The organism is Pseudoalteromonas sp. J2K-J599, assembly GCF_059295115.2.
On sequence record NZ_CM200271.1, the window covers coordinates 2,953,614 to 2,976,422 of the forward strand.

Genomic DNA, 22,809 nt, shown 5'->3' on the forward strand with positions numbered 1-22,809 from the left:
TTTGTTTTTAATTTTAACTTTTTTGCATCCAGTTTCATTTTATAGCCGTTATTGATATGAGGTTAACATGTAAATAATCGGTGCCGCTTAGTCTATGCCTTATGAGCAAGCGCGTTATTTACCTACATTTGATGGAATATTTAAAAGGTAAAAATGATGAATAAAGCTAATTTAACAACTCATTCAACACAAAAAAACACACTTAAACACACGCTTAGTTTTTCAGCTTTAACACTTGCAGTATTAATCGGCATTACAGGCTGTAGCTCAGACGATGGTGAAAACGGCGTAGATGGTATTGCAGGCACCGATGGACAAAACGGTACCGACGGTACAAATGGCAACCCTGGCTTTGCATCAGCCACATTAATTTTGGCAAACAATGGCGAGAGCAATACAGGCACTATCGATTTAATTAACCAAAACGCCTCTAAACTAAAAACCTTTAATACAACAGCTAACGAAGGCGTTGCATTTGATAGCTTAGGTAATTTATTGCAAGCAAGCGACAGCGAAAATGGCAGTATTAAAACTATTTGCCAGCTTGCAAATCGTAGTGACGGCGCAACCTATACAGCTAATACAGATCGCGAAATAACAGGTACTAACACAACACTGGTAAACCCTAAAGGAATAGCTGTAGCACAAAAGAGTGGCCTTGTTTTTATTGCTGACTTTGGCGCTATGCAAGTAACGACTTTTGGCGCTACAGCCGCGGGCGATGCAGCGCCTTTAGGCACAACTATTACAGAAGCGGCGCCGTGGGATGTTGATTATGATGAATCTAACGACCGCCTTTATGTAGCACTAACAAATGGTGATGTAGCCGTTTATGATAATTTTGTTGGTGGTGAATTTGCCGCAATGCCAAGCCGCACAATTACTCCAAGTAATAATGATGGTACGCAAATATCTGTAAATATTCACGGCATTGTTTATGACTCAAATACTAATAAACTTGTTTTGTCTGATGTAGGCAGTGCCTCAGACGCAACCGATGGTTCGTTATTTGTAATTAATAATGCTTCAACTGCAGAGGGCTTAGTAAGCGTTGCACGAAGTATTGCCGGTCCAGCAACAATGCTTGGTAACCCAGTTGATATTAGCCTTGAAGGTAGTGACTTACGTGTAGCTGAAAAATCAAATGATGCTGTTCTTGTGTTCAGCAATATATTTTCAGGTGAGAGCGGCGATATCACTCCTGATTTAGTTACCTCAACAATTAAACCTGAGTCAATTACTAAACTGGGTATACAAAATGAGATGGCTGATATTTCAGATAGTGATACCGCTAATATGGCGCTGCTAGGTGTTGCTGTAAGTAGTAATCCGGGCACTGCAGGTGAAACAACTGGGCAAATTAGTCGATTAAGTTCACAACTTAACACAGAAATTGGCAACTATAATGCAAGTCAAACTATCGAAAGTGTAACTTTTGATAAAGCGGGTAATAGTTATACAACGTTCGATAACAGTACAACCTCAATTGGCGGTATTATTATTTCAAATAAAGTGGCAATAAACAGAGATGGGCAAACTTATAATACGAACCAAGACAGCATTATTACTGGTTCGAATACAGGCCTTATATCTCCTAAAGGTCTTGATGTGGCTTCTGATAGCGGTATGATTTTAGTTGCAGAAAATAATGCAGATACTCCAAGTATTTCAATATTTTCAACTTGCACCACAGGGGATGCAAGCCCATTAATGACGCTTACGTTTGCAAACGATGCTCGCCCTTGGGATGTTGATTACGATGCAAACACTGATCGAGCTTTTGTAGCACTAACAAATGGAACCGTTGCTGTATTTGACGAAGTTAAAAGCAAACTAATGGCTGGTAGTACTAATATTGCAGTTGAGGATAGGCTTATAACGCCAGCAAATGCAGGTACAGCAGTAGCAGCACCAAGCAACATGCACGGCATCGACTACGACTCGCTAAGTGGCTCGCTAATACTCTCTGATGTTGGTAGCGCAGCAGTTGCTGACGATGGCAAAATATACGTATTGAATAACGTAGCAACTGCATCGGGCTTGGTAAACATAAGTACCACTATTAGCGGTCCAAATACCCTACTGGGTAACCCTGTTGATATTATGTATACCGGAACAGATTTATACGTAGCTGAGAAGTCAAATAATGTGGTTATGCGATTTAATAATATTTTAAGCAGTGCAGGCGGTGATATAAGCGCCGATACCAGTATGGCATTTACAGCCCCTGAGTCGATTGCAATATTACCAGCTTGGCTTAACAAATAGAGTTAACCTCACCATGCCTGACCAATAACCTTGGTCGGGCATTATCGCATCCACACTTTTATATCTGCCAAGCCATTACTTTGTAAAATACCTAATTGCTGATCAACATTAGAGTTTTGTTCAAACTCAAATGCATCGAGCTGCTCATCAAACGTAATATTAGCCACACCATCACCACCGCGTTTTTTAACTTGATGCAATGCTATATCTGCTAAGTTAATAGAGGTTTCCCAGCTAATTACCTGCCCGCCTAATAAAGGTAATGGATAAAATGACCAACCAATTGATGCCGTGATATTAGTTGTTTTTCCATTTGGTAATTGGAACGAATTAGCCGCTATTACTTTACAAAGTTCTGAAGCATAGCTGTCTATTTTATTGCATTTAAAGTCACGTAATAATAATAAAAACTCATCACCACTCCAACGTGCCACATAGTCAGAGCCCTGCGTACGCGAATTTAACAATGCAGCCATTTGCTGTAAGCAGCTATCACCTGCAATTGGGCCATACGCATCGTTAATACGGCTGAAGTTATCAAAGTTAATAATTACCAGCACCAGTGACTTACCTTGTGCCTGCAGCGACTGTGAATTACGTTGAAAGTGCTCAATATCTTTAGGGAGTTGATCAAACAAAAAGCGGCGACTACGTAGCCCTGTTAGCTCATCTGAGTGACTCACTAATTTAAGCTGTGAATTCACTTGGCCTAATTTATCATTAGCTTGGCGAAGCTCTAAGGTACGCTCAGTGATTAAGCCCTCTAATGCTTCTTGTTTTCTGCGTTCTTGTGCTCTAAACACCCAAAAAATGAGATAAAAAAGCAAAATAAAACCACTGGTAATTAAAAGCCTAAAGTAAATTGTTTCGTCAAAGCGCTCAGGCACTACAAAACCGTATTCTACATCTTGCGCTTTAGCCCAGTCTTCACCTTGGCGCTTAGCTTCTAATTGAAACAAAAACGAGCCAGGAGGCAAGTTAGTATAAATAGCTTCACGTCGCGTATTTGCATAGCGCCAGTCACTATCTAAGCCACTTAGTTTATATCTAAATTCAATGCTGTTTGGTGCATAGTAATCAATAGCTGTGTAAGTTAGCGTTATATCACGCTCGTCTGTTTCTAATGATGGTTTTTTACCAAGCGCAGCGGTAGTTAAATGACGAAGTGGCGTTGTTATTGTCTCTATTGTTGGCTTTAATGCAAGCACACCAAATAGCTCTACATTTTTAGGTATTTCAACAACACCTTGTAAGCTTGGGTACCAAATAGAATTTCCGGTGTCTGCTACCGCATCATGCCCAAGTCCACTACAACATTGATTCGCTTTACCATCAAGTTGACGGTCAAAAGATGAAATTACTTCTTCAACTTTTAAGCTTTTTATTTCTGTTTTAAATTGCTCTACAGGCATTCTGTAAACACCTTTCATGGTGCTTACCCAAACATGCTTTAACTTTTCATCATATTCTAGGCTAAATATAGAACCATACGGTAAACCATTAGCTGCATCGAGCTGACGCCATTGCCCTTGCGTACTTCTGTAAAAAAGCCCGTCGTTAAGAGAGCCGATTAAAATACCCACGCCATCTATATGTAGCACGCTAGTTACGTATGCGCTTTCAAGTGTTGTTTGGTCGCCAATTTTTTCAATGCCACGGTCTGTAAAGTAATATGCGCCCTTACTAGTACCAATCACACCAAAGTTTGTTTTATCTAATACGTAGGTAATAAACTTACTACCTAAAAAAGCGTTATAGGCAAAAGGCGTTAAACCAGCATAATTTAATCGATATAAACCGCGTCCGGTACCAATCCAAAAGCCGCCTTTACTAGAGCGACTTATTGCAAATACCGGATTATCGCGAAGTGCTCGACCTGGGACGGTGTAAAGTGTCTTGTTTTCAAAAACAAATAAGCCGCGCCCTGTGGCTATATATAATCGCTCACCATCAAATTGTAGATCGTGTACTGATGCGTATCCATATTTACTACTTGGGACTAAATTAATAAAACTTTTATCTAAATCGAAATAACCAATGCCGCTTTTATTCGCAACCCACAGTTTACCATCGGGTGCTTGGCTAATAGCCATAACAGATTCGGTCATGTTTGAAACTGCTGAATGCCTTTCGACTCGTCCTTCATGAGCAAGCCACAAGCCTTCACTAAAGCTTGCTAACCAAACGTTATTTTTATCATCTCTAAAAATATCAGCAAACCATATACTTTGATCAAGTTGGCTAGGCTCTACCCATTGCCACTCACCGGTTTTATCTCTGAATAATAAGCGTCCATAGGTCGAAACCCACAAGCCACCATCGGTATCACTCATAAACTTATAAACGGCTGAGTTATTTGCATTAGGTAGAGGAAAAGGTCTTAGCTCGTCATCTAAATCTAAAAAGTATGCACCTAGCTCAGAAGCTATATACAAATTACCATTTAAAAATGATAAATCGTGCACTATGGTTTGCGCTAGGCGCTCTGGTAAAGATATTTTTGCGGTAAGCTCTAAACGTAGTTTAGAAAAATCTGATGAGTTTTTTGTAAGGCGTAATAAATGACGATCATTAACCAGCCAAATGCCTTCAGGAGAGAGTGCCATTTGGCTAACAGAGCCAACTATTTGTGTGATCACAGTAGCATTAACAATAGGTAGAGGACCATTTACTTCAGTGCGTAAATCAACTTGCCCTCTATCTACATAGTATAAGCCGTTGGCCGCAATCCATATGCTACCTTTAGAGTCCTCAAGAATATCCCTTACTGGACCTTTAATATTAAATTCTTGTGCTGCAAATGTGGCTGGGTTAATAACTACCAAGCCACTTTTAGTGCCTACCCATAACAAACCACTAGAATCGACTAAAAGCTTATTAACACCATTACTAGGCAAGAATGGACTATTTTGCGTGTTGTAATTTGTAAATGTTGTACCATCAAAACGGCTTAAACCAAATTGCGTACCAAGCCACATATAGCCTTGCTGATCTTGCACAACACTTTTAAGTGATTGCGACGGTAGGCCATCTTTTATATTCCATTGCTTAACTACGTAATCAGTAATTGAAGCCCAACTTGGCGTCGCGCACAACATAAGTACACAAACCAGTAAAAATCGCATCATATTGCTGCCACCTAGTTAAACAAATCAAATATAAAAATTAAAAGGGCAGTAAACCCACTTTTATTAACGCTTGTAAACATATAAGCGAAAAAATACCCGCAAGTATATCGTCGGCCATTATACCTAAACCGCCATGTACTCGTTTGTCTAGCATACGGATTGGGCCGGGTTTTGCTATATCAAAAAAGCGAAATAACAAAAAACCTACGAGTAATGTTTGCCAGTTAAGTGCTGCGCCAATCATAGTGATGTAATAACCCGCCACTTCATCCCATACAATAGCAGGATGATCGTGCACGCCTAAATCATCAGCCGTTTTACCGCACGCCCATATACCAAATATACTGATCACAACGGCAAATACAATTTGCAGCCATAACGGATAATACATGGTCATAAAAATGAATGGCAAGGCAGCAAATGTACCAAATGTACCGGGCGCTTTAGGGGCAAGCCCAGTCCCAAAGCCCAGACCAAAAAACTGATGTGGACGCTTTAAATTAAACTTGCGGTTATTGTTCAAACCAGCTCCTTTGCAAAGTGCTCAAAACCCTGCGGTTCAAAATCAAACTTTTCACCGTTGTGTAAAAGCTCAATTTGGCCATCGCCACTTTTAACTTGGCCAATGCATGTTGCATCTACACCATACTGGCGTAGCTTTATTTCTAACATACTTTTATTGCTATCAGGGACCGTAAAAATTAATTCGTAATCATCACCGTAACTGAGAATAAATGGCAGCTGCTGATTAAAATCAAGGCTTGCTTGCATCGCATCTGAAGTTGGAATACTTTCAATATTCACCACTGCACTTACTTGTGACATATCGAGTATATGACTTAAATCAGCGATTAAGCCGTCCGACACATCAATAGCCGATGATGCAAGGCCTCGTAATACCTGCCCTGCAGCAACACGTGGGGTTGGAAAGTCAAAGCGTTTATTTACGTACTTTAAATGCTCTGGCTCAATACTTATACCTTGTTTGCGAGACTCAATTGCAAGTCCAGCGTCTCCTAGCGGACCCGTAACATAAATCCAATCACCCACTTTTGCGCCACTACGACGAAGTGCAGTACCTTCGGGTACAGTCCCTTTCGCACAAATAGTGATGGTTAGTGGGCCCTGAGTTGTATCACCACCTATAATCTGCACATTAAAATATTCAGCAATTTCATGCATGCCATCAGTAAACTCTTCAATCCACTGTGGGTCAATACTTGGCAAAGTTAACGCAACTGAAACCCAAGTCGGCTCAGCGCCCATGGCCGCTAAATCACTTAAATTAACAGCAAGCGCTCTGTGACCTAATGCACGAGGGGAAATATCATCAAAAAAGTGTACGCCAGCAACAAGAGTGTCTGTTGTAACGGCAAGTTGGCAGTTTTGTGGAACGGTTACTAAAGCGCAATCATCCCCTATACCTAGGTTTACATCACGACGGGTGATACCGCGACCTTTAAAGTAGCGGTTAATTAATTCAAATTCCTTCATACACAAAAAAGCCGGCCTATGCCGGCTCCCCTCTTTAACGGTTTACTTACTTGCGTAAATGCTTAACAGCTTTATCAAGTACACCGTTTACAAATTTATGGCTGTCTTCAGCGCCAAAAATTTTGGCCAGCTCAATACCTTCGTTAATAGCAACTTTATAAGGTACGTCTTCACGGAACTTAAGCTCATAGCTGCTTAAACGTAAAATTGCACGCTCAACCATATCTAAGTCATCAAACGGACGTGTTAAATGTGGTGATACAGCTTCGTCTAGTTGCTTGTAATTTACAGCAACACCCGTCGCTAGATCTTTAAAGTATTCAACATCAATTTTAGTAACGTCTGTTTCGATCAACATTTGTTGTTCGATATCGGCAATTAAATTGCCACTTATTTGCCAAGAATAAACGGCTTGGAGTGCTAAGATACGTGCTTTACGTCTTGCTGCTGGTTTCACAAAAATTCCTTAAACTTAAATTTTATCTAACACATTAACCATTTCAAGCGCGCCTAAAGCAGCTTCGCCGCCTTTATTGCCCATTTTGGTGCCAGCACGCTCAATTGCTTGTTCAATGCTTTCTGTGGTTAATACGCCAAATGCAACCGGGATATCATACTCAAGTGATACTTGCGCAAGACCTTTGTTTGATTCGCCAGCAACTAGGTCAAAGTGTGGTGTACCACCTCTGATCACTACGCCTAATGCGATGATTGCATCATACTCTTTTTTTGCCGCAACGCGTTTAGCCGCTAAAGGTAATTCTACCGCGCCTGGCACATAAATAACGGTAATGTCGTCATCTGATACGCCACCTGTGCGTTTTAGCTCATCAACAGCACCTGCAAGGAGGCTGCTACCAATAAAGTCATTAAAACGAGAAATGACAATGGCAAATTTTTTGCCTGGAGCGTACTTATTACCTTCAATAATTTTCATTTGATAACCCTAAAAATAAGTTCAAGCGGTTGCGATTGCGCAAAAATTGCTGCGCATCATACCATAAAAATAAAATAATAGCCTAGTTTAAGCGTGATGCTTATTGTGGCTCAACGTAATCAACAACTTCTAAATGAAAGCCCGAAAGTGCATGGTACTTTTTAGGGCGACTCATTAATCGCATTTGTTTAATTCCAAGATCGGCAAGTATTTGCGAACCTACGCCAACAGTACGAGATGTACCTTTGAATTTACGTGGCGTAACGCTTTCGCCAGCATCAGCTGCTGCAAATGCTTTCACAGTTGCCTCTAACTCTTCAGTGCTTTCTTGCTTACCTAAAATAACTAAAGCACCTTCATTTTTAGCGATATAAGCCATTGCTTCAGAAAGGCCCCAGCTACGGTCAGCACTTCTGTCTGAAAGTAGAATATCGTTAAAGGTACTTTGCAAATGTACACGTACATTTGTCGGCTCTTGATCTTTTATATCGCCTTTGATCAATACGTAATGTAATTGGCCGTCAATTGTGTCTTTGTAAGTAACTAAATCAAATTCACCATGAACAGTTGGTAACTTACATTTTGCTACTTGCTCGATTGTTGTTTCGTTTAAGTTGCGGTATTCGATTAAATCAGCAATGGTGCCAATTTTAATATCGTGCTCTTTCGCAAAAACTTCTAAATCAGGGCGACGTGCCATAGTGCCGTCAGCATTAAGTATTTCAACAATAACAGATGATGCTTCAAGTCCAGCTAAACGCGCTAAATCACAGCCAGCTTCAGTGTGTCCTGCGCGAGTTAATACGCCACCAGGTTGCGCCATAATAGGAAAAATATGTCCAGGCTGAACAATATCACTTGGGACTGCGCCTTTAGCTATAGCCGCTTGCACTGTACGCGCTCTATCTGCTGCTGAAATACCGGTTGTAACACCTTTTGATGCTTCTATCGACATTGTAAAGTTAGTCGAAAATGCTGCACCATTGTTTTTAACCATTAACGGTAAATCAAGTTGCTCGCAACGCTCTTGCGTCATGGTTAAACAAATTAAACCACGGCCATGGGTAGCCATGAAATTAATCGCTTCTGCGCTAATATGCTCAGCAGCTATTATTAAATCGCCTTCATTTTCTCTATCTTCATCATCCATTAAAATAACCATTTTACCGGCTTTAATATCGTCGATGATTTCTTGCGCGCTGTGTAAATTCATAAATTTGCTCGTGTAAGTTGTCAGTTTCGTTATTTAATAAAACCCGCTTTAGCGAGTAAGCTCATCGAAATATCAGAGCCCGTTGGTTGCTCTGCACCCTTTATAAGGCGCTCTAAATAACGTGCAATTTGATCGACTTCTAAATTAACTTGGGTACCTACTTTAAAATGAGCAATTGTGGTTTGCTCACTCGTGTGTGGGACAATTGTTAATTTGAATTTATTACCCTCTACAGCGTTTACTGTCAGGCTTATACCATCAATACATACCGAACCTTTGTAAGGAATGTATTTCATTAAATTTTCGTCAGTTGTAAGCCAATATTCTGTTGCTCTGGCGTTTGCTGTAATACTTGTAATTGTTGCGATACCATCAACATGGCCAGACACTAAATGACCGCCTAAACGAGAAACAGGTTGCATGGCTTTTTCAAGATTCACCGTTTGTCCTAAAGCATAGTGAGCAAAACCGGTCAAACTAATCGTCTCATTAGATAAATCCGCACTAAAACCATCAATATGTTTATCAACTACAGTTAAGCAAACACCATTAGTTGCAATGCTGTCACCTAACTTTACGTCTGTCATATCAAGATCAGTACTTTGGATACGAATGGCTAAGTCGCCTTGTTTTTTTTGTAATAAAGCAATTTTGCCTGTGGCTTCTATTATCCCAGTAAACATAGCACTACTCTTTTTATTAAGTGATTTTAATGAGTTTTAACGCGGTGATACGTAAATCGTCACCAATGCGCGCACATTCATTAAATGTTAAATCAACGGTGTTTTGCATACTCGTCAATTCAGGAAAATTAACTAAACTTTTTGCATCATGGCCCATTAGTTTAGGCGCTAAATAAAAAACAAACTCGTCAACTAAATTAAGCTCTGTCATTTTACCAGCAAGTGTTGCGCCAGCTTCAAGCCAAACATTATTAAACTGCAGTTGCCCAAGTTTTTCTAAAACGGCTTGTAAATCAACTTTACCGTTACTTTCACTAACTTCAATATGCTTTACAAAATGCGGCCATTGCAATGATTTATCAACCTTAGTCGTAAATATTATTACATCACTTTGGATTTCAAATAAAGCAAGGTCAGGTGTTAAACGGTTTTGAGAGTCAATTATAACACGCACGGGCTGGCGAAGCGGCAAATCAGTAGGCAGTGTGCAAGGCAGCTCACTTAGTCGCACATTAAGTTTAGCATCGTCTACTAGCACTGTATCGGCACCGGTTAAAATAGCGCAGCTTTTCGCTCGGTATAATTGTACGTCTTGTCGAGCAGCAGGACTTGTGATCCACTTACTTTGCCCATTTTTAAGCGCCGTTTTACCATCAATACTCGCTGCCATTTTGCAAATCACATAAGGTAAGCCTTGTTCCATACGCTTAAAAAAGCCAACGTTAAGTGCGCGAGCTTGTGATTCGAGTAACCCGTAAGCAACGTCAATACCCGCGTCGCTCAGTATTTTAAGGCCTTTGCCAGCAACTTGTGGATTTGTATCAACCATAGCAGCAATTACTTTTACCACACCGGCAGCTTTTAAGCCTTCGGCGCACGGTGGCGTACGGCCATAATGACTACACGGTTCAAGCGTTACATAAGCCGTTGCACCTTGTGCATTTTTTCCAGCGACAGCCAGTGCATTTACTTCTGCATGGCCTTGACCTGCTAATTGATGAAAACCCTCACCAATTATTTGATTATTTTTAACTAAAACACAGCCAACATTAGGGTTAGGTGTGGTGGTAAACCGGCCTTTTTTGGCAAGTTCTATGGCGCGTGCCATATACATTTCATCATGTTCAGTAAAAGGAACTTGGCTTTGCATTGTTACTCCCCTAAGCGGGCAATTTCTTCGCCAAATTCGCGTATATCTTCAAACGAGCGATAAACAGAGGCAAATCTTACATACGCTACTTTATCGAGCTTTTTGAGGGCTTCCATAATGCATTCACCAACCAAATGGCTTGAAATTTCTCGCTCGCCTGTAGCACGCAACTGCGATTTTATTATATTCACTACTTCGTCTACTTGCTCTGTGCTCACTGGGCGTTTTTCGAGTGCGCGATTTAAGCCATTTAATAATTTATCTTCGTTAAATGGTTCGCGGCTGCCGTCTTGTTTAATAACACGAGGCATAACCAGTTCAGCGCCTTCAAATGTAGTAAAGCGCTCATGGCAGTCGTTGCACTCACGGCGCCTGCGAACTTGATGGCCTCCACCAACAAGGCGTGAGTCAATAACTTTAGTATCTTTTGCGGTACAAAATGGACAATGCATAGCTCGGTACTTCCGTTTTAAAACAAAAAAGACCGCTAAATAGCGGTCTTTTATCTTAGCAAAAAAATAGGGCCTGTTGACCTTTCAGGATTAAATTTGTTCTATCTATGGGTGATTTAATCGCGGCGCGAGGTTTGTAACCTAGTGGGCTAAGTAAAAACCGAGCAAAGCTTCCGCGTCCTGCTCACGCCCCTTACCTACATCCATGTAGGCAACAAAGAGTAAATCGCCCCTAGGACGAACCCGAGGGCAGTGCATGTTTGGCATTTATGCTGCGTTATCGCCTATTTGTGTGGAGTAACCACACTACATAGACTCTGCCTTGCCTAAAAACCAAACATACTACTGCAAATTAAACCTCGAAAGATAAACAGGCCCCTAGCCTATGTGATCTAAATTACTGCTGCTTATGCAATTAAGCGTAAACAGGTAATTTTGCACAAATTGCTTTTACTTTTTCTTTAACTTGCGCCTGCACAGATTCATCAGTGATGTTATCTAGTACGTCACAAATCCAGCCAGCAAGCTCTTTTGATTCTTCTTCTTTGAAACCACGACGAGTGATTGCAGGAGAACCAATACGCAAACCAGATGTTACAAACGGAGAACGTGGATCGTTTGGCACTGAGTTTTTGTTAACTGTGATGTTAGCGTTACCAAGGGCTGCATCTGCATCTTTACCAGTAATATCTTTATCGATTAAATCGAGTAGGAATAAGTGGTTTTCAGTTTTGTCAGATACGATTTTGTAGCCGCGCTCTTGCATTACAGCAACCATTGCTTTTGCGTTTTTAACAACTTGTGTTTGGTATACTTTAAATTCTGGTTGAAGCGCTTCTTTAAATGCCACTGCTTTTGCTGCAATAACATGACATAAAGGACCACCTTGGCCACCAGGGAAAACTGCGCTGTTAAGCTTTTTATAGATTGCTTCATCGCCACATGCAGAGATAATTAAACCACCACGAGGACCAGCAAGTGTTTTATGCGTAGTTGTAGTTACAACATGTGCATGAGGAACTGGGCTTGGGTAAACGCCTGCCGCAATTAAACCTGCAACGTGAGCCATATCAACAAACAGGTAAGCACCTACTTTGTCAGCAATTTCACGGAATTTAGCCCAATCAACAATACCTGAGTACGCTGAGAAACCACCAATAATCATTTTTGGTTTATGCTCAAGTGCTAGTGCTTCAACCTGTGCGTAATCAATTTCGCCCGTTGTTTCATCTAGTCCGTATTGAATTGCATTGTAAAGCTTACCAGAGAAGCTTACGTGTGATCCGTGAGTTAAGTGACCACCATGAGCTAAGCTCATACCAAGTACAGTGTCGCCTGCTTCTAATAGCGCTAGAAAAACAGCAGCATTAGCTTGCGAACCAGCATGTGGTTGTACGTTTGCGTAGTCAGAACCAAATAACTCGTTAGCACGGTCAATTGCTAATTGCTCAACAACATCAACGTGCTCACAACCGCCATAATAACGTTTGCCAGGGTAACCTTCTGCGTATTTATTTGTAAGCTGTGAACCCTGCGCTTCTAGTACGCGTGGGCTACAGTAGTTTTCTGAAGCGATTAGTTCAATGTGCTCTTCTTGGCGAGCAGTTTCTTTGTTTATCGCGTCAAATAACTCTGGATCAAAATCCGAAATATTCATGCTACGTTCTAACATTGGGGTCTCCTAGGGCAACGTGTATGGTGTTTTTTAGAGGCTTTATTGTACGCTTTAAACGACTCTTTGCCTACGCTCTTAAGTTGAGGATATTTAAACAGGGATTGAAACTATTTCACAGACTTTTTAAGATGATATTTTCTTATAAAACCATAACGATTTTAAATGAATGCTATTTCCTACATTTAATTAGTAAATGCAACTCACTAGATTTAAAAGCCTAAAGTTATAAAAAAAGGCGGCTTAACCGCCTTTTTGAATTAATTAACTTAGCCAAGTTTAGCAAGTATTTCTGTACGTAATGCGTCGTAATCGGCCTTTATATCGCTTGCTAGGCATGGTTTTGCTAGTGCGTCGCTAAGTGGTTTTGGCATACCTAATTCAATATTTAAAATACCCTCTACGCTTTCTTTAAACTTAGCAGGGTGAGCTGTGGCTAAAAAGATGCCCGCTGCACCAGGCGCTCGATTTTCAACAAGACCTTGGTACGCAATAGCAGTGTGAGGCTCTGCAACATAACCCGTTTGTTGAATTTTTTTCATCACCGATTGCGTGTCTTCCTCGTTTACGCTAGTTGAATAAAAATTATCGTAGCTAAACCAGTTATTATCTAACATTGTTTGCACACGCGGCCAGTTGTTTGGCTTACTTACATCCATTGCATTTGAAAGCGACTCAAGTGTTGCGTTTGGCGTCCAGGTTTTATCAAGCATAAAGCGCGGCACAGTATCATTTTGGTTGGTTGTTGCACTTAATTTACCTACAGGTAAGCCAATAACCGCACCAATCATTGCAGCACATACATTACCAAAGTTGCCACTTGGCACTGATATATGCGCTGTTGCGCGTTTTTCTTTTGGTAGTTGTGCAATGGCCTCAAAGTAATAACAAACCTGAGCAACTAAACGGCTAATATTAATTGAATTAGCAGAATTAAGCCCAAGTGTTGATTTAACTTCTTCATCTAAAAAGGCATTTTTAACCAACTCTTGGCAATCATCAAAACTGCCATCAACTGCGTAACAATGAATATTGTTACCTAACGTAGTAAATAGCTTTTGCTGAGCAAGTGAAATTTTGCCTTTAGGATATAAGATGACAACATCGATATTCGGCTTGTTATAAAAAGCATGTGCAACGGCTGCACCAGTATCGCCCGATGTTGCGGTTAAAATAGTTACTTTTTCATCTTTATTAAATTGCGCTAAACACTCAGCCATAAAGCGACCACCAAAGTCTTTAAACGCAAGCGTAGGACCATGAAACAACTCTAAGCAGTATGTATTCTCTTCAACTTCCACCAGCTTAACTGGAAAGTTAAATGCATTTTTAACCATTTGTGCCACAGTGTCGCTAGGCAGCTCATCACCAATTAGGTGAGATAATATTTTGCCACTGCGTGTAACAAAGTCCATATCAAGCAAAGCATCAACATCGGACAGTGGGGCAAGGGATTCAGGGAAGAACACACCTTGATTACGACCCAAACCTGTTTTTACGGCTTCAACGAACGACACTTTTTGTGAGCTATCTTTTAAATTATGTAATTGCATGACTACCTATCCTATAAAACTGTTAATTGACGCGTGCCGTCGTTATCTAATTTACAAATGTGGCAAAAGCCTTGCTCGTTAATGTAATTTGCCTCTAACCACTGCGCGCATTGCTTTGCAGCTTCAAGTGTTTTACATACACTAAACAAGGTAGGTCCTGCGCCCGAAATACTCACTATTTCAGCGCCCAACGCTGGTAAGCTTGCTTTGGCTTCACTAAAACCTTTAATAAGCGGTGCGCGGTAAGGTTCTGCTATTTCATCTTTCATTATGCTCAGTGCATCGTCAAAACGATTAGTCAACAGTAAGCTACTAAATGCCGATAAACGCTGTGCAAACTCAACACTTGCATGCATGCTCAACTCTTTTGGTAAAACCGAGCGCGCTTTTGCAGTGTTGAGTGAAAAACCAGGGAACGCAGTAACGTAGTACCAATTTTCATCAACAGGCAGTGCAATCGATTTATCAGGGATTAAATCACCTGTTAATTGCAAACCACCTAAATAGCATGGCGTGATGTTGTCGTAATGACGACCACCGCTCACTACAGCTTCAAAGTCAGCCATAAGCTCAATAAGCTCAACCTGACTTAAGTTAGTTTGTGCAAACTTATCAAGGGCAGCAAAGGTAGCCACGACCGAGCATGCACTAGAACCAAGTCCAGATCCAATTGGTAAATTCTTTTTAAGCTCGAGCTTTACGCTTGGCATATCAGGCGCGACATGCGCTCTAAAATGTACTAAACACTGGTACGCTAAGTTTTCATTCGCATCACTTGGTAACTTGTGAGCGTAGTCGCCAGTGCAAATAAATTCGTCACTTGGTGCTGCACTTACAACGGCTACATCGCCTAATAAACTACCATCAATTGGCGCAAGCGCTGCGCCAAGTGCATCAAAACCCACTGCAAAATTACCAATAGACGCCGGAGCATATACTTCAATCATAACGAGCTCCTAGCGCGATAGTGTTTTTAAAATATCAGCAAATACACCCGCTGCTGTTACTTCAGAGCCGGCACCATAACCACGAATTACAAACGGACGTGGCTGGTAGTATTGGCTTAAAATAGCAAGCGCGTTTTCGCCATCGCGAATTACATTAAGCGCATGTTTTTCATCAACAGCCTCAATACCTACTTTACAGTGACCTTCTTTAATTGTACCTACATAACGAAGTACCTTTCCTTCGCTCGCAGCACTTTGAATGCGGTCATTAAAATCAGCATCTAGGCTTGGTAGTTTTGCCATAAACTCATCAACGCTATCACCTTGTGCAAAACCTTGTGGTAATACTGACTCAACTTCAATATCGCTTAGCTCCAACTTCATACCGGCTTCGCGAGCAATGATCAGTAACTTACGTGCTACATCGGTACCCGATAAATCATCACGAGGATCTGGCTCAGTAAAACCGCTTTCTTTAGCTTTAATAGTTGCCTCAGAAAGTGATAAACCATCTTGAAGTGCACCAAACATATACGAAAGTGAGCCTGATAAAATACCGCTAAACTCTAGTAACTCATCACCGGCACCAAATAATGACTGCAAGTTATCGATTACTGGTAAACCTGCACCAACGTTAGTTTCGTATAAAAATTTACGATTATTCTTTTGCGTAGCAGCTATTAAATCTTGGTAATACGTGTATGAGCTTGTTGTCGCTTTTTTATTAGCTGCAACCACATGAAAACCTGCATTTAAAAAGTCTACATACTGCGCAGCAAGTGCATCTGAAGATGTACAATCTACTAATACCGGATTCACTAAGTGGTTTTGCTTAACAAATTGCTCTACTAATTTTAAATCAAATGCTTGCTCAGATGAGGCCAATTTTTGCTGCCAATCACTAAAAGCGATGCCTTCGTTATCAAGGTGTAATTGACGAGAGTTAGCAACACCATACAAGTTAAGTTTAATATTACGCTTTTCAAGCCAAGCTTGCTGACGTTCAAGCTGATTAATAAGCTCTTGCCCTACTAAGCCACAACCTAGTAAAAACACATCAATTGACGGCACATGCGTGAAAAAGTTTTCATGGCATATTTTTACAGCGTCATTACATAACTCACCATCAATTACCGCAGAAATAGCACTTTCTGTAGAATCCTGTGCAATTGCCACAATATTTACTTGCGCTTGTGCAAGCGATGCAAAAAACTTAGCCGCTAAGCCTCGGTGTGCGCGCATGTTGTCGCCCACTAAAGTAACAATGGCTAAATTACGTTGTACTTGTACAGGCTCAATAAGCCCTGCTTGTAATTCAAGCTCAAATGCAGTTTGTAGCGCATCGAGTGCAAGTGCTAGGTCTGTTTCGTGCACACAAAAACTAATACTAAATTCACATGATGATTGCGTGATCAATACAATTGATACGTTATCGTGAGCAAGCGCGTTAAATACCTTAGACGCCATGCCTACTTTACCTTTCATGCCTGGGCCTGAAACAGTTAACATTGCAAGGTCTTGTAAGCTAGAAAGCGCTTTTACGGGCTCATCAGATGAATAATCGTTACCAATTAATGAGCCTTGTGCGTCTGGGTTATGCGTATTTTTAATTTCACATGGCACGCCTGCTTTAGCACACGGTAAAATTGTTTTTGGGTGAAGTACTTTTGCACCAAAGTAAGAAAGCTCCATCGCTTCTTTATAAGATAAAAAATCTACTTTAGTGGCTTTTTTAATATAGCGAGGATCAGCGCTATATACGCCATCAACGTCAGTCCAAATTTGGCAAATCTCAGCTTCTAAACATGCCGCAGCAATAGCTGCTGAGTAATCTGAGCCATTACGGCCAAGCGTTGTAAGCTCACCTTTATCATTACTCGCCGTAAAACCAGGCATAATATAAATAGTTGCAGGGTTTTCTTTAAGCACAGCTTGAAAGCGAGCTTTACTTGCCACTAAATCAGCTTCTGCATCAATGTAGCCACCAGTTGAAGCAATACAGCTTGTTGCTTCTAAGTACCTTGCATCTTGTGAGCTCAATAAAGCCTGCATTAAAGAAACGCTAACGCGCTCTCCAAAGCTAATTACAAATGCGCGAACTTGATCAGGGCAACACTGTATAAGCGACACGCCATCTAATTTATTTTTAAGCTCGCCTAGGTCTGGCCAGCTTGTAACGACTACGCCGCTTTTTTCAACGTCAGCTTTTAAGCCTTCACAACGACTCGCTAATGCTTGCCATTGCTGCGAAAAATCTAAGCCTTGCTCTGCAGCACTTGCAAGTGCAACTAGCGAATCGGTCATTCCACCTGGAGCAGAAAGCACCAATAACATTTCATCTTTTAATTGTGCTTTAACTAACTGAGCTACCTGTTGTAAGCATGCATAATCGGCAAGTGAAGACCCACCAAATTTTAAAACTCGCATTGTTTATGTTCCTCATCCCATAAAACGAAAAAAGGCCTGTGTTCTAAGTGAACACAGGCCTTTAAATTTGTTGCACCGACCTATGCCACTATCCAGTAAGAATGATGGTTGTAATAATAATGGTCAGTACGCAATTAATTGTTTTCATATGTTAAGACTGCCTTAACAAAGGCTATGCTGTCAACCCTAAATTAAAAGATAAAACAGCCTTTTTTAACATGAAAAAACCTAATGAATGCCAAATTTATGCAATATTTCACTCAAGCTTGATTTATTAATAGGTTTATCAATAAAATCAATTGCGCCAAGTTGGGCGACTCGTTGCTTCATTTTTTCCTGTATATCAGCAGAAATAACCAACACAAAGCACTCTATTTTTTCTGTTTTTATAGTTTCAAGTACTTGTATACCATCAACCTCTGGCATGGTGAGGTCTAGGCACAGTAAATCAAAGTTTTGTGCTCTTAAAAGATCGAGGGCGTTTGCTCCATTTATAGCTTGTTGTATATCTGCGTCTATACACTCATTTAAACACCGCACGACTTGTTTACGAGCAACAGCAGAATCATCACAGACTAATATCGAAAATTTCATCATGTTTACTACTACACAACCATCAAAGTTATTAAAAGACCATCTTTCTTTGCACTCAGGACACTTTAACACGCATCTAAGTACTTAGCGCATTAATAATTCAATGCAATGATAAATATAGAATTAACTCATTTAAATATGATTAACGAAACTAAATTCTAATCAAACTTACAAAACTTAACGTCTAACAAATTTACTAATTCATAGCTGAGTTTAATTACATTAATACTACATACCTACTTAATTAGATTTATCTTATTAAATTTTAACTTTTTTATTTATTTTTAGAGGTTTATTGACTAACTTTTAAATTACAATAGTAACGTTACAAAAATAACAAAGGATGAACAAGTCACTCATGTTACAAAAAAGCCTTTCTAAGAAGCTGCTAACAAGCGTTTTATCCGTTTATTTTTTGCTTACCTTCGTAGTGACTTGCGGACAGGTGCTTGCTGAATATCTCAATACTAAAGACTATATACGTGATGAATTAAGTACATTACAAAAAACCTTTAGTCGTAGCTTAACACGTGCAATTTGGGAGCTTAATACCAAGCAAACAATTACAACAGCAGAAGGTTTACTCGCCATTCCCATGATTGAAGGGATTATTGTTCGAGACGACAGCGGCGAAATTATTTCACAGTTAGGGCGCTCGCTCGACATACATAAGCTATATAACCAACAGTTAGTACAAGAAGAAGCTATTTTAGAAGACGCGAAATCCGGTCTGTTTGGTTACACCTTTCCACTTATTTTTGAATTTTCTGGCCGTGCTACCCAAGTGGGCGACGTTACCTTGTTCTCTAGCCGAGAAGTTGTTTTAAGCCGAATTATGGTATCAATCTACTTTTTGATTGGTAATGCGATGATTAAAACTACCTTTTTAATCATTTTATTTTTAATGGCATTTAGAAAGCTTCTTACAGATCCCTTAGCTGAGCTTACTGAGCAACTAGAAAACCTAGAATTAGATGAGCTAGAAGGACAACACATAGAAATAGAAACAGAGGAGCATAACGAACTAAAAGTAATGGAGCAGTCGTTTAACAAACTAATAGATAAAGTGGTTCAGTACAGAAAAGAGCTTGAGCACACCCAAAAAGAACTTATTATTAGTAACGAAAAGCTCGATCATCACAACATACAACTTGAGCAAGACGTAGCCCGTAAAACATCAAACTTAAGCCAAGCAATGATGGAATTACAACAGCAAAAATACGAACTTGAGAAGCAAAAAATTGTGCTCACTGAAGAAATAGACTTACGCCGCAGCACAGAGCAAGAGCTAATTACAAAACAAACTGAATCTCAGCGTTATATAGAGGAATTAAGCCTTGCACAGGAACGTTTATTGGGCACAGAGAAGATGGCCGCACTAGGCGGGCTTGTGGCGGGTATTACGCATGATATTAACACCCCTATTGGGATAGGTGTAACGGCAATATCGTTTTTGCAAGAACGCTTAAATAAACTCGAAAGTGCTTATAGTGAAAAAACACTTTCACCAAAAGCACTAGAAGAATTTATTAACGAAGCAAAACAAAGCACAAGCTTGTTAACCACTAACTTAGATAGAGCCTCAGAGCTTATTGCTAGCTTTAAGCAAATAGCGGTCGATCAGGCCAGTGAAGCTGTAAGAACTATTAACTTTAAAGATTACACTAACGAAGTAATACGCTCACTGCATCCAAAACTAAAAAAGACATCCCATACAATAAAATTAGAATGCCCTGATGATTTAGTTTTAAATTTACCGGCAGGCGCCATCAGCCAAATTTTTACTAACTTAATTATGAATTCACTCATTCATGGCTTTGAAGGTAAAAGCAACGGTGTGATGGATATCAAAATAAGCGCAGATGACACTAACTTAACGATTGATTACAAAGATGACGGTAACGGAGTTACCAGTGAGCAATTGAAAAAATTGTTTGACCCATTCTTTACGACTAAACGCGATGAGGGCGGAAGCGGATTAGGTACCCATATAATGTTTAACTTAGTTAAACAAACTCTTAGTGGATCTATTGATGCAACGAGTGAACCTGGTAAAGGTCTGCGTTACTATATTCAATTTCCAAAGAACATGGCTAAGCCAATGCCTATTTTTGATAAATATGAATAAAAAAGTATATGCATTAAATTATTAGGGCGTGTTGTTCTTTGGTGGTTGAATTTGCAGCAATATGTTTGGTTTTTAGGCAAGCCAGAGCCTATGTAGTGTGGTTATTCCCCATAAGTAGGCGATAACGCAGCATAAATACCAAACATGCGCTGCCCTTTGAGCTCGATCTAGGGACGATTAACTCTTTGTTGCCTACATGGATGTAGGTAAGGGGCGTGAGCAGGACGCGGAAGCTTTGCTCGGTTTTTACTTAGCCCACTAGGTTACAAACCTCGCGCCGCGATTTAATCGCCTCTAGATTGAACAAATTTCAATCCATAAAGTTCAACACGCCCTAGTAACAAATCAGTCATTTCGAGATGCTGTTTTTATTGCTATGATTGGACAAATTTTTCAAATGGATCAATTCCCCTATGTGGTTTAGTAACCTTATTTGTTACCGCTTTAAGCAAGACGTTTCATACACCCAAGAAGATTTTGATAAAGCATTAGAGCAAGATTTATTTCGCCCATGTACTGGTCAAGAGCTTGCAACATTTGGTTGGACGAAAGCGTTTGGAAAGCATGGCGAAACACTATCGCATTTTTCTCAAAAAAGTATTTTAGTTTGCGCAAAACGTGAAGAAAAAGTACTCCCTGCTTCTGTTATCAACGAACTAGTTGCTGAGAAAATTGATCAGATAGAAGCCGAAGAAAACCGCCCTGTTAAAAAGAAAGAAAAAGACGAATTAAAAGAAAACATTCTTCATACTCTTCTACCCCAGGCATTTAAAAAGTCGAGCTTACAATTTGCCTTTATTGACCAAGAAAATGGCTGGGTGGTTGTAAATAGTGGCAGCTTTAATAAAGCTGAAGAGCTACTGGCACTACTTCGTAAATCGTTAGGAACGCTCCCAGTTGTACCTGCGTTTGCTAACTACGACCTAGATGTATTCTTAACTGATTGGTTAACTAACTTTAGTACACCAGAAGGCTTTGCTATTGGCTCTGACGCTGAGCTTGAAGAAGCTGACGACAGCGGTGCACAAGTAAAACTAAAAGGCCATGATCTGGCATGTGATGAGGTTAAATCGCACTTAGAAAGTGGTAAACGCGTAACTAAACTGGCACTTGATTGGCAAGAACGCCTTAAGTTTATGCTGCAAAACGATGGCTCTATCAAGCGTTTAAGTTACTCTGAAACTCTAAAAGAAGAGAACGCAGATATTCCTAAAGAAGATATGGCTTTAAAACTTGATGCTGACTTTATTTTAGCTTCTGAGGAAATAAAGCAATTACTTGAAGAACTAACCGCTGGCTTAGGTGACATTGAAGATTTAGAAAAAGCGTAAATACCACAACCTACATAAATATTTAAGCGCTTTGAAGCATTAAATAGATTCATATATAAGCAGGTTGGTATAACAGATAAAAAATCCGATAGCAGTTTACTGCTATCGGATTTTTTAATGGAATTTTTAGAAGCACTTATTTATATATTTGTTATCCGCGAACAGAATTTAGCTAACGTTCGGCGTATTAAAACCTAAGGTAATCATCTTTTAAGTAAGAGCTTACAGCAAGGTTCAAAGAAAAGTTATGTAGAGTGATATGAGATTATCTGTATTCACTTCAAGCCGGAATGCACAAAAAACTGAAGTTTTGATTTTAATTGAAATCATTAACTTATTTGTGCAGATAACTTATTTTAGCTTTTAGCGTCTTCAACTTTAGGTTGGCGATATATTTTTATAATGTGGTATAAATTTACAAGCGACAATAAGCCGTTGGTAAAAATAACAGGTACTGCGCCAATGGCAACACCGTATGCAGTAAATACAATACAACCAAACATGTTGTACCAACGCAGTTTTACTACATCTGTCATTGTTAACGATGCAACCAATAAAGCTGATGCAATATAGCCTAAATATTCCCAACTCAATTGTTCTCTCCTAGCCTTTAGGTTAGCATTACATGTACTGCTAACTTATGGCACTTATAAGTATTGCAAAGTTACAACAAAATAAAAAAGCTAACTTGCTTAAAAACCTGAAAAAGTTTGCCGGAAAATACCAGCAAATTCTTAAATCATTACACGGGAAATGAAGGTAAAATAATACTATTAGCAAAGCTAATAATATTAGTAGCAAGTTAGCGTAAATTCTTAGTGTCTTAATGCTA

General features: G+C 39.9%; 18 protein-coding genes. 3 read left to right on the forward strand and 15 right to left on the reverse strand.

The window, feature by feature from the left end:
- The first annotated feature begins 156 nt into the window (after nucleotides 1-156).
- On the forward strand, nucleotides 157-2,268 hold the full coding sequence (locus AC5NT5_RS13375; RefSeq protein ID WP_494513974.1) for a hypothetical protein: 2,112 nt from the start codon (nucleotides 157-159) through the stop codon (nucleotides 2,266-2,268).
- Nucleotides 2,269-2,309: 41 nt separating this feature from the next.
- On the opposite strand, the gene AC5NT5_RS13380 is transcribed toward AC5NT5_RS13375, so the two are convergent.
- From AC5NT5_RS13380 to AC5NT5_RS13445, 14 genes are all read right to left on the reverse strand, one after another.
- Complete coding sequence (locus AC5NT5_RS13380; protein ID WP_182672770.1) at nucleotides 2,310-5,396, reverse strand: ligand-binding sensor domain-containing diguanylate cyclase; 3,087 nt, start codon at nucleotides 5,394-5,396, stop codon at nucleotides 2,310-2,312.
- A gap of 37 nt (nucleotides 5,397-5,433) precedes the next feature.
- A complete protein-coding gene (locus AC5NT5_RS13385; RefSeq protein WP_182196916.1) occupies nucleotides 5,434-5,919 on the reverse strand; it encodes a phosphatidylglycerophosphatase A family protein in 486 nt (161 codons plus the stop codon).
- On the reverse strand, nucleotides 5,916-6,890 hold the full coding sequence (thiL, locus tag AC5NT5_RS13390) for a thiamine-phosphate kinase (protein WP_024596289.1): 975 nt from the start codon (nucleotides 6,888-6,890) through the stop codon (nucleotides 5,916-5,918). The genes AC5NT5_RS13385 and thiL overlap by 4 nt, the downstream gene beginning before the upstream one ends.
- Before the next feature lie 46 nt (nucleotides 6,891-6,936).
- Nucleotides 6,937-7,347 (reverse strand): transcription antitermination factor NusB, encoded by a 411-nt coding sequence (nusB, locus tag AC5NT5_RS13395; protein WP_002961751.1) that lies wholly within the window; start codon nucleotides 7,345-7,347, stop codon nucleotides 6,937-6,939.
- A gap of 15 nt (nucleotides 7,348-7,362) precedes the next feature.
- Nucleotides 7,363-7,827 carry a 6,7-dimethyl-8-ribityllumazine synthase gene (gene ribH / locus AC5NT5_RS13400; protein WP_002961753.1) on the reverse strand — a complete coding sequence of 155 codons (465 nt, stop codon included), beginning with the start codon at nucleotides 7,825-7,827 and terminating at the stop codon, nucleotides 7,363-7,365.
- 100 nt (nucleotides 7,828-7,927) lie between these two features.
- Nucleotides 7,928-9,040, reverse strand: coding sequence for a bifunctional 3,4-dihydroxy-2-butanone-4-phosphate synthase/GTP cyclohydrolase II (ribBA, locus tag AC5NT5_RS13405; RefSeq protein WP_494513971.1), 1,113 nt, complete (start codon nucleotides 9,038-9,040; stop codon nucleotides 7,928-7,930).
- Nucleotides 9,041-9,069: 29 nt separating this feature from the next.
- Nucleotides 9,070-9,723 (reverse strand): riboflavin synthase, encoded by a 654-nt coding sequence (locus tag AC5NT5_RS13410; protein ID WP_024596291.1) that lies wholly within the window; start codon nucleotides 9,721-9,723, stop codon nucleotides 9,070-9,072.
- 16 nt (nucleotides 9,724-9,739) lie between these two features.
- A complete protein-coding gene (ribD, locus tag AC5NT5_RS13415; protein WP_494513970.1) occupies nucleotides 9,740-10,873 on the reverse strand; it encodes a bifunctional diaminohydroxyphosphoribosylaminopyrimidine deaminase/5-amino-6-(5-phosphoribosylamino)uracil reductase RibD in 1,134 nt (377 codons plus the stop codon).
- 2 nt (nucleotides 10,874-10,875) lie between these two features.
- Entirely contained in the window at nucleotides 10,876-11,325 is a 450-nt protein-coding gene (gene nrdR / locus AC5NT5_RS13420) for a transcriptional regulator NrdR (RefSeq protein ID WP_002961761.1), read from the reverse strand.
- Nucleotides 11,326-11,740: 415 nt separating this feature from the next.
- Nucleotides 11,741-12,997, reverse strand: a complete 1,257-nt coding sequence (gene glyA, locus AC5NT5_RS13425; RefSeq protein WP_002961763.1) for a serine hydroxymethyltransferase — start codon at nucleotides 12,995-12,997, stop codon at nucleotides 11,741-11,743.
- Between the two features lie 269 nt (nucleotides 12,998-13,266).
- Nucleotides 13,267-14,550, reverse strand: coding sequence for a threonine synthase (thrC, locus tag AC5NT5_RS13430; protein WP_039490421.1), 1,284 nt, complete (start codon nucleotides 14,548-14,550; stop codon nucleotides 13,267-13,269).
- Between the two features lie 11 nt (nucleotides 14,551-14,561).
- Nucleotides 14,562-15,497 (reverse strand): homoserine kinase, encoded by a 936-nt coding sequence (gene thrB, locus AC5NT5_RS13435; RefSeq protein WP_182715565.1) that lies wholly within the window; start codon nucleotides 15,495-15,497, stop codon nucleotides 14,562-14,564.
- A gap of 9 nt (nucleotides 15,498-15,506) precedes the next feature.
- A complete protein-coding gene (thrA, locus tag AC5NT5_RS13440; RefSeq protein ID WP_138489567.1) occupies nucleotides 15,507-17,924 on the reverse strand; it encodes a bifunctional aspartate kinase/homoserine dehydrogenase I in 2,418 nt (805 codons plus the stop codon).
- 228 nt (nucleotides 17,925-18,152) lie between these two features.
- Nucleotides 18,153-18,521, reverse strand: a complete 369-nt coding sequence (locus AC5NT5_RS13445; protein ID WP_494513969.1) for a response regulator — start codon at nucleotides 18,519-18,521, stop codon at nucleotides 18,153-18,155.
- A gap of 355 nt (nucleotides 18,522-18,876) precedes the next feature.
- On the opposite strand from AC5NT5_RS13445, the gene AC5NT5_RS13450 reads away from it, so the two are divergent.
- Complete coding sequence (locus tag AC5NT5_RS13450) at nucleotides 18,877-20,646, forward strand: sensor histidine kinase (protein WP_024596296.1); 1,770 nt, start codon at nucleotides 18,877-18,879, stop codon at nucleotides 20,644-20,646.
- Between the two features lie 413 nt (nucleotides 20,647-21,059).
- A complete protein-coding gene (gene rdgC, locus AC5NT5_RS13455) occupies nucleotides 21,060-21,977 on the forward strand; it encodes a recombination-associated protein RdgC (protein ID WP_494513968.1) in 918 nt (305 codons plus the stop codon).
- A 356-nt stretch (nucleotides 21,978-22,333) separates the two neighbouring features.
- Here rdgC and AC5NT5_RS13460 read toward each other — a convergent pair whose 3' ends face one another.
- Nucleotides 22,334-22,570 (reverse strand): YgjV family protein, encoded by a 237-nt coding sequence (locus AC5NT5_RS13460; protein ID WP_002962663.1) that lies wholly within the window; start codon nucleotides 22,568-22,570, stop codon nucleotides 22,334-22,336.
- Nucleotides 22,571-22,809: the final 239 nt, after the last annotated feature.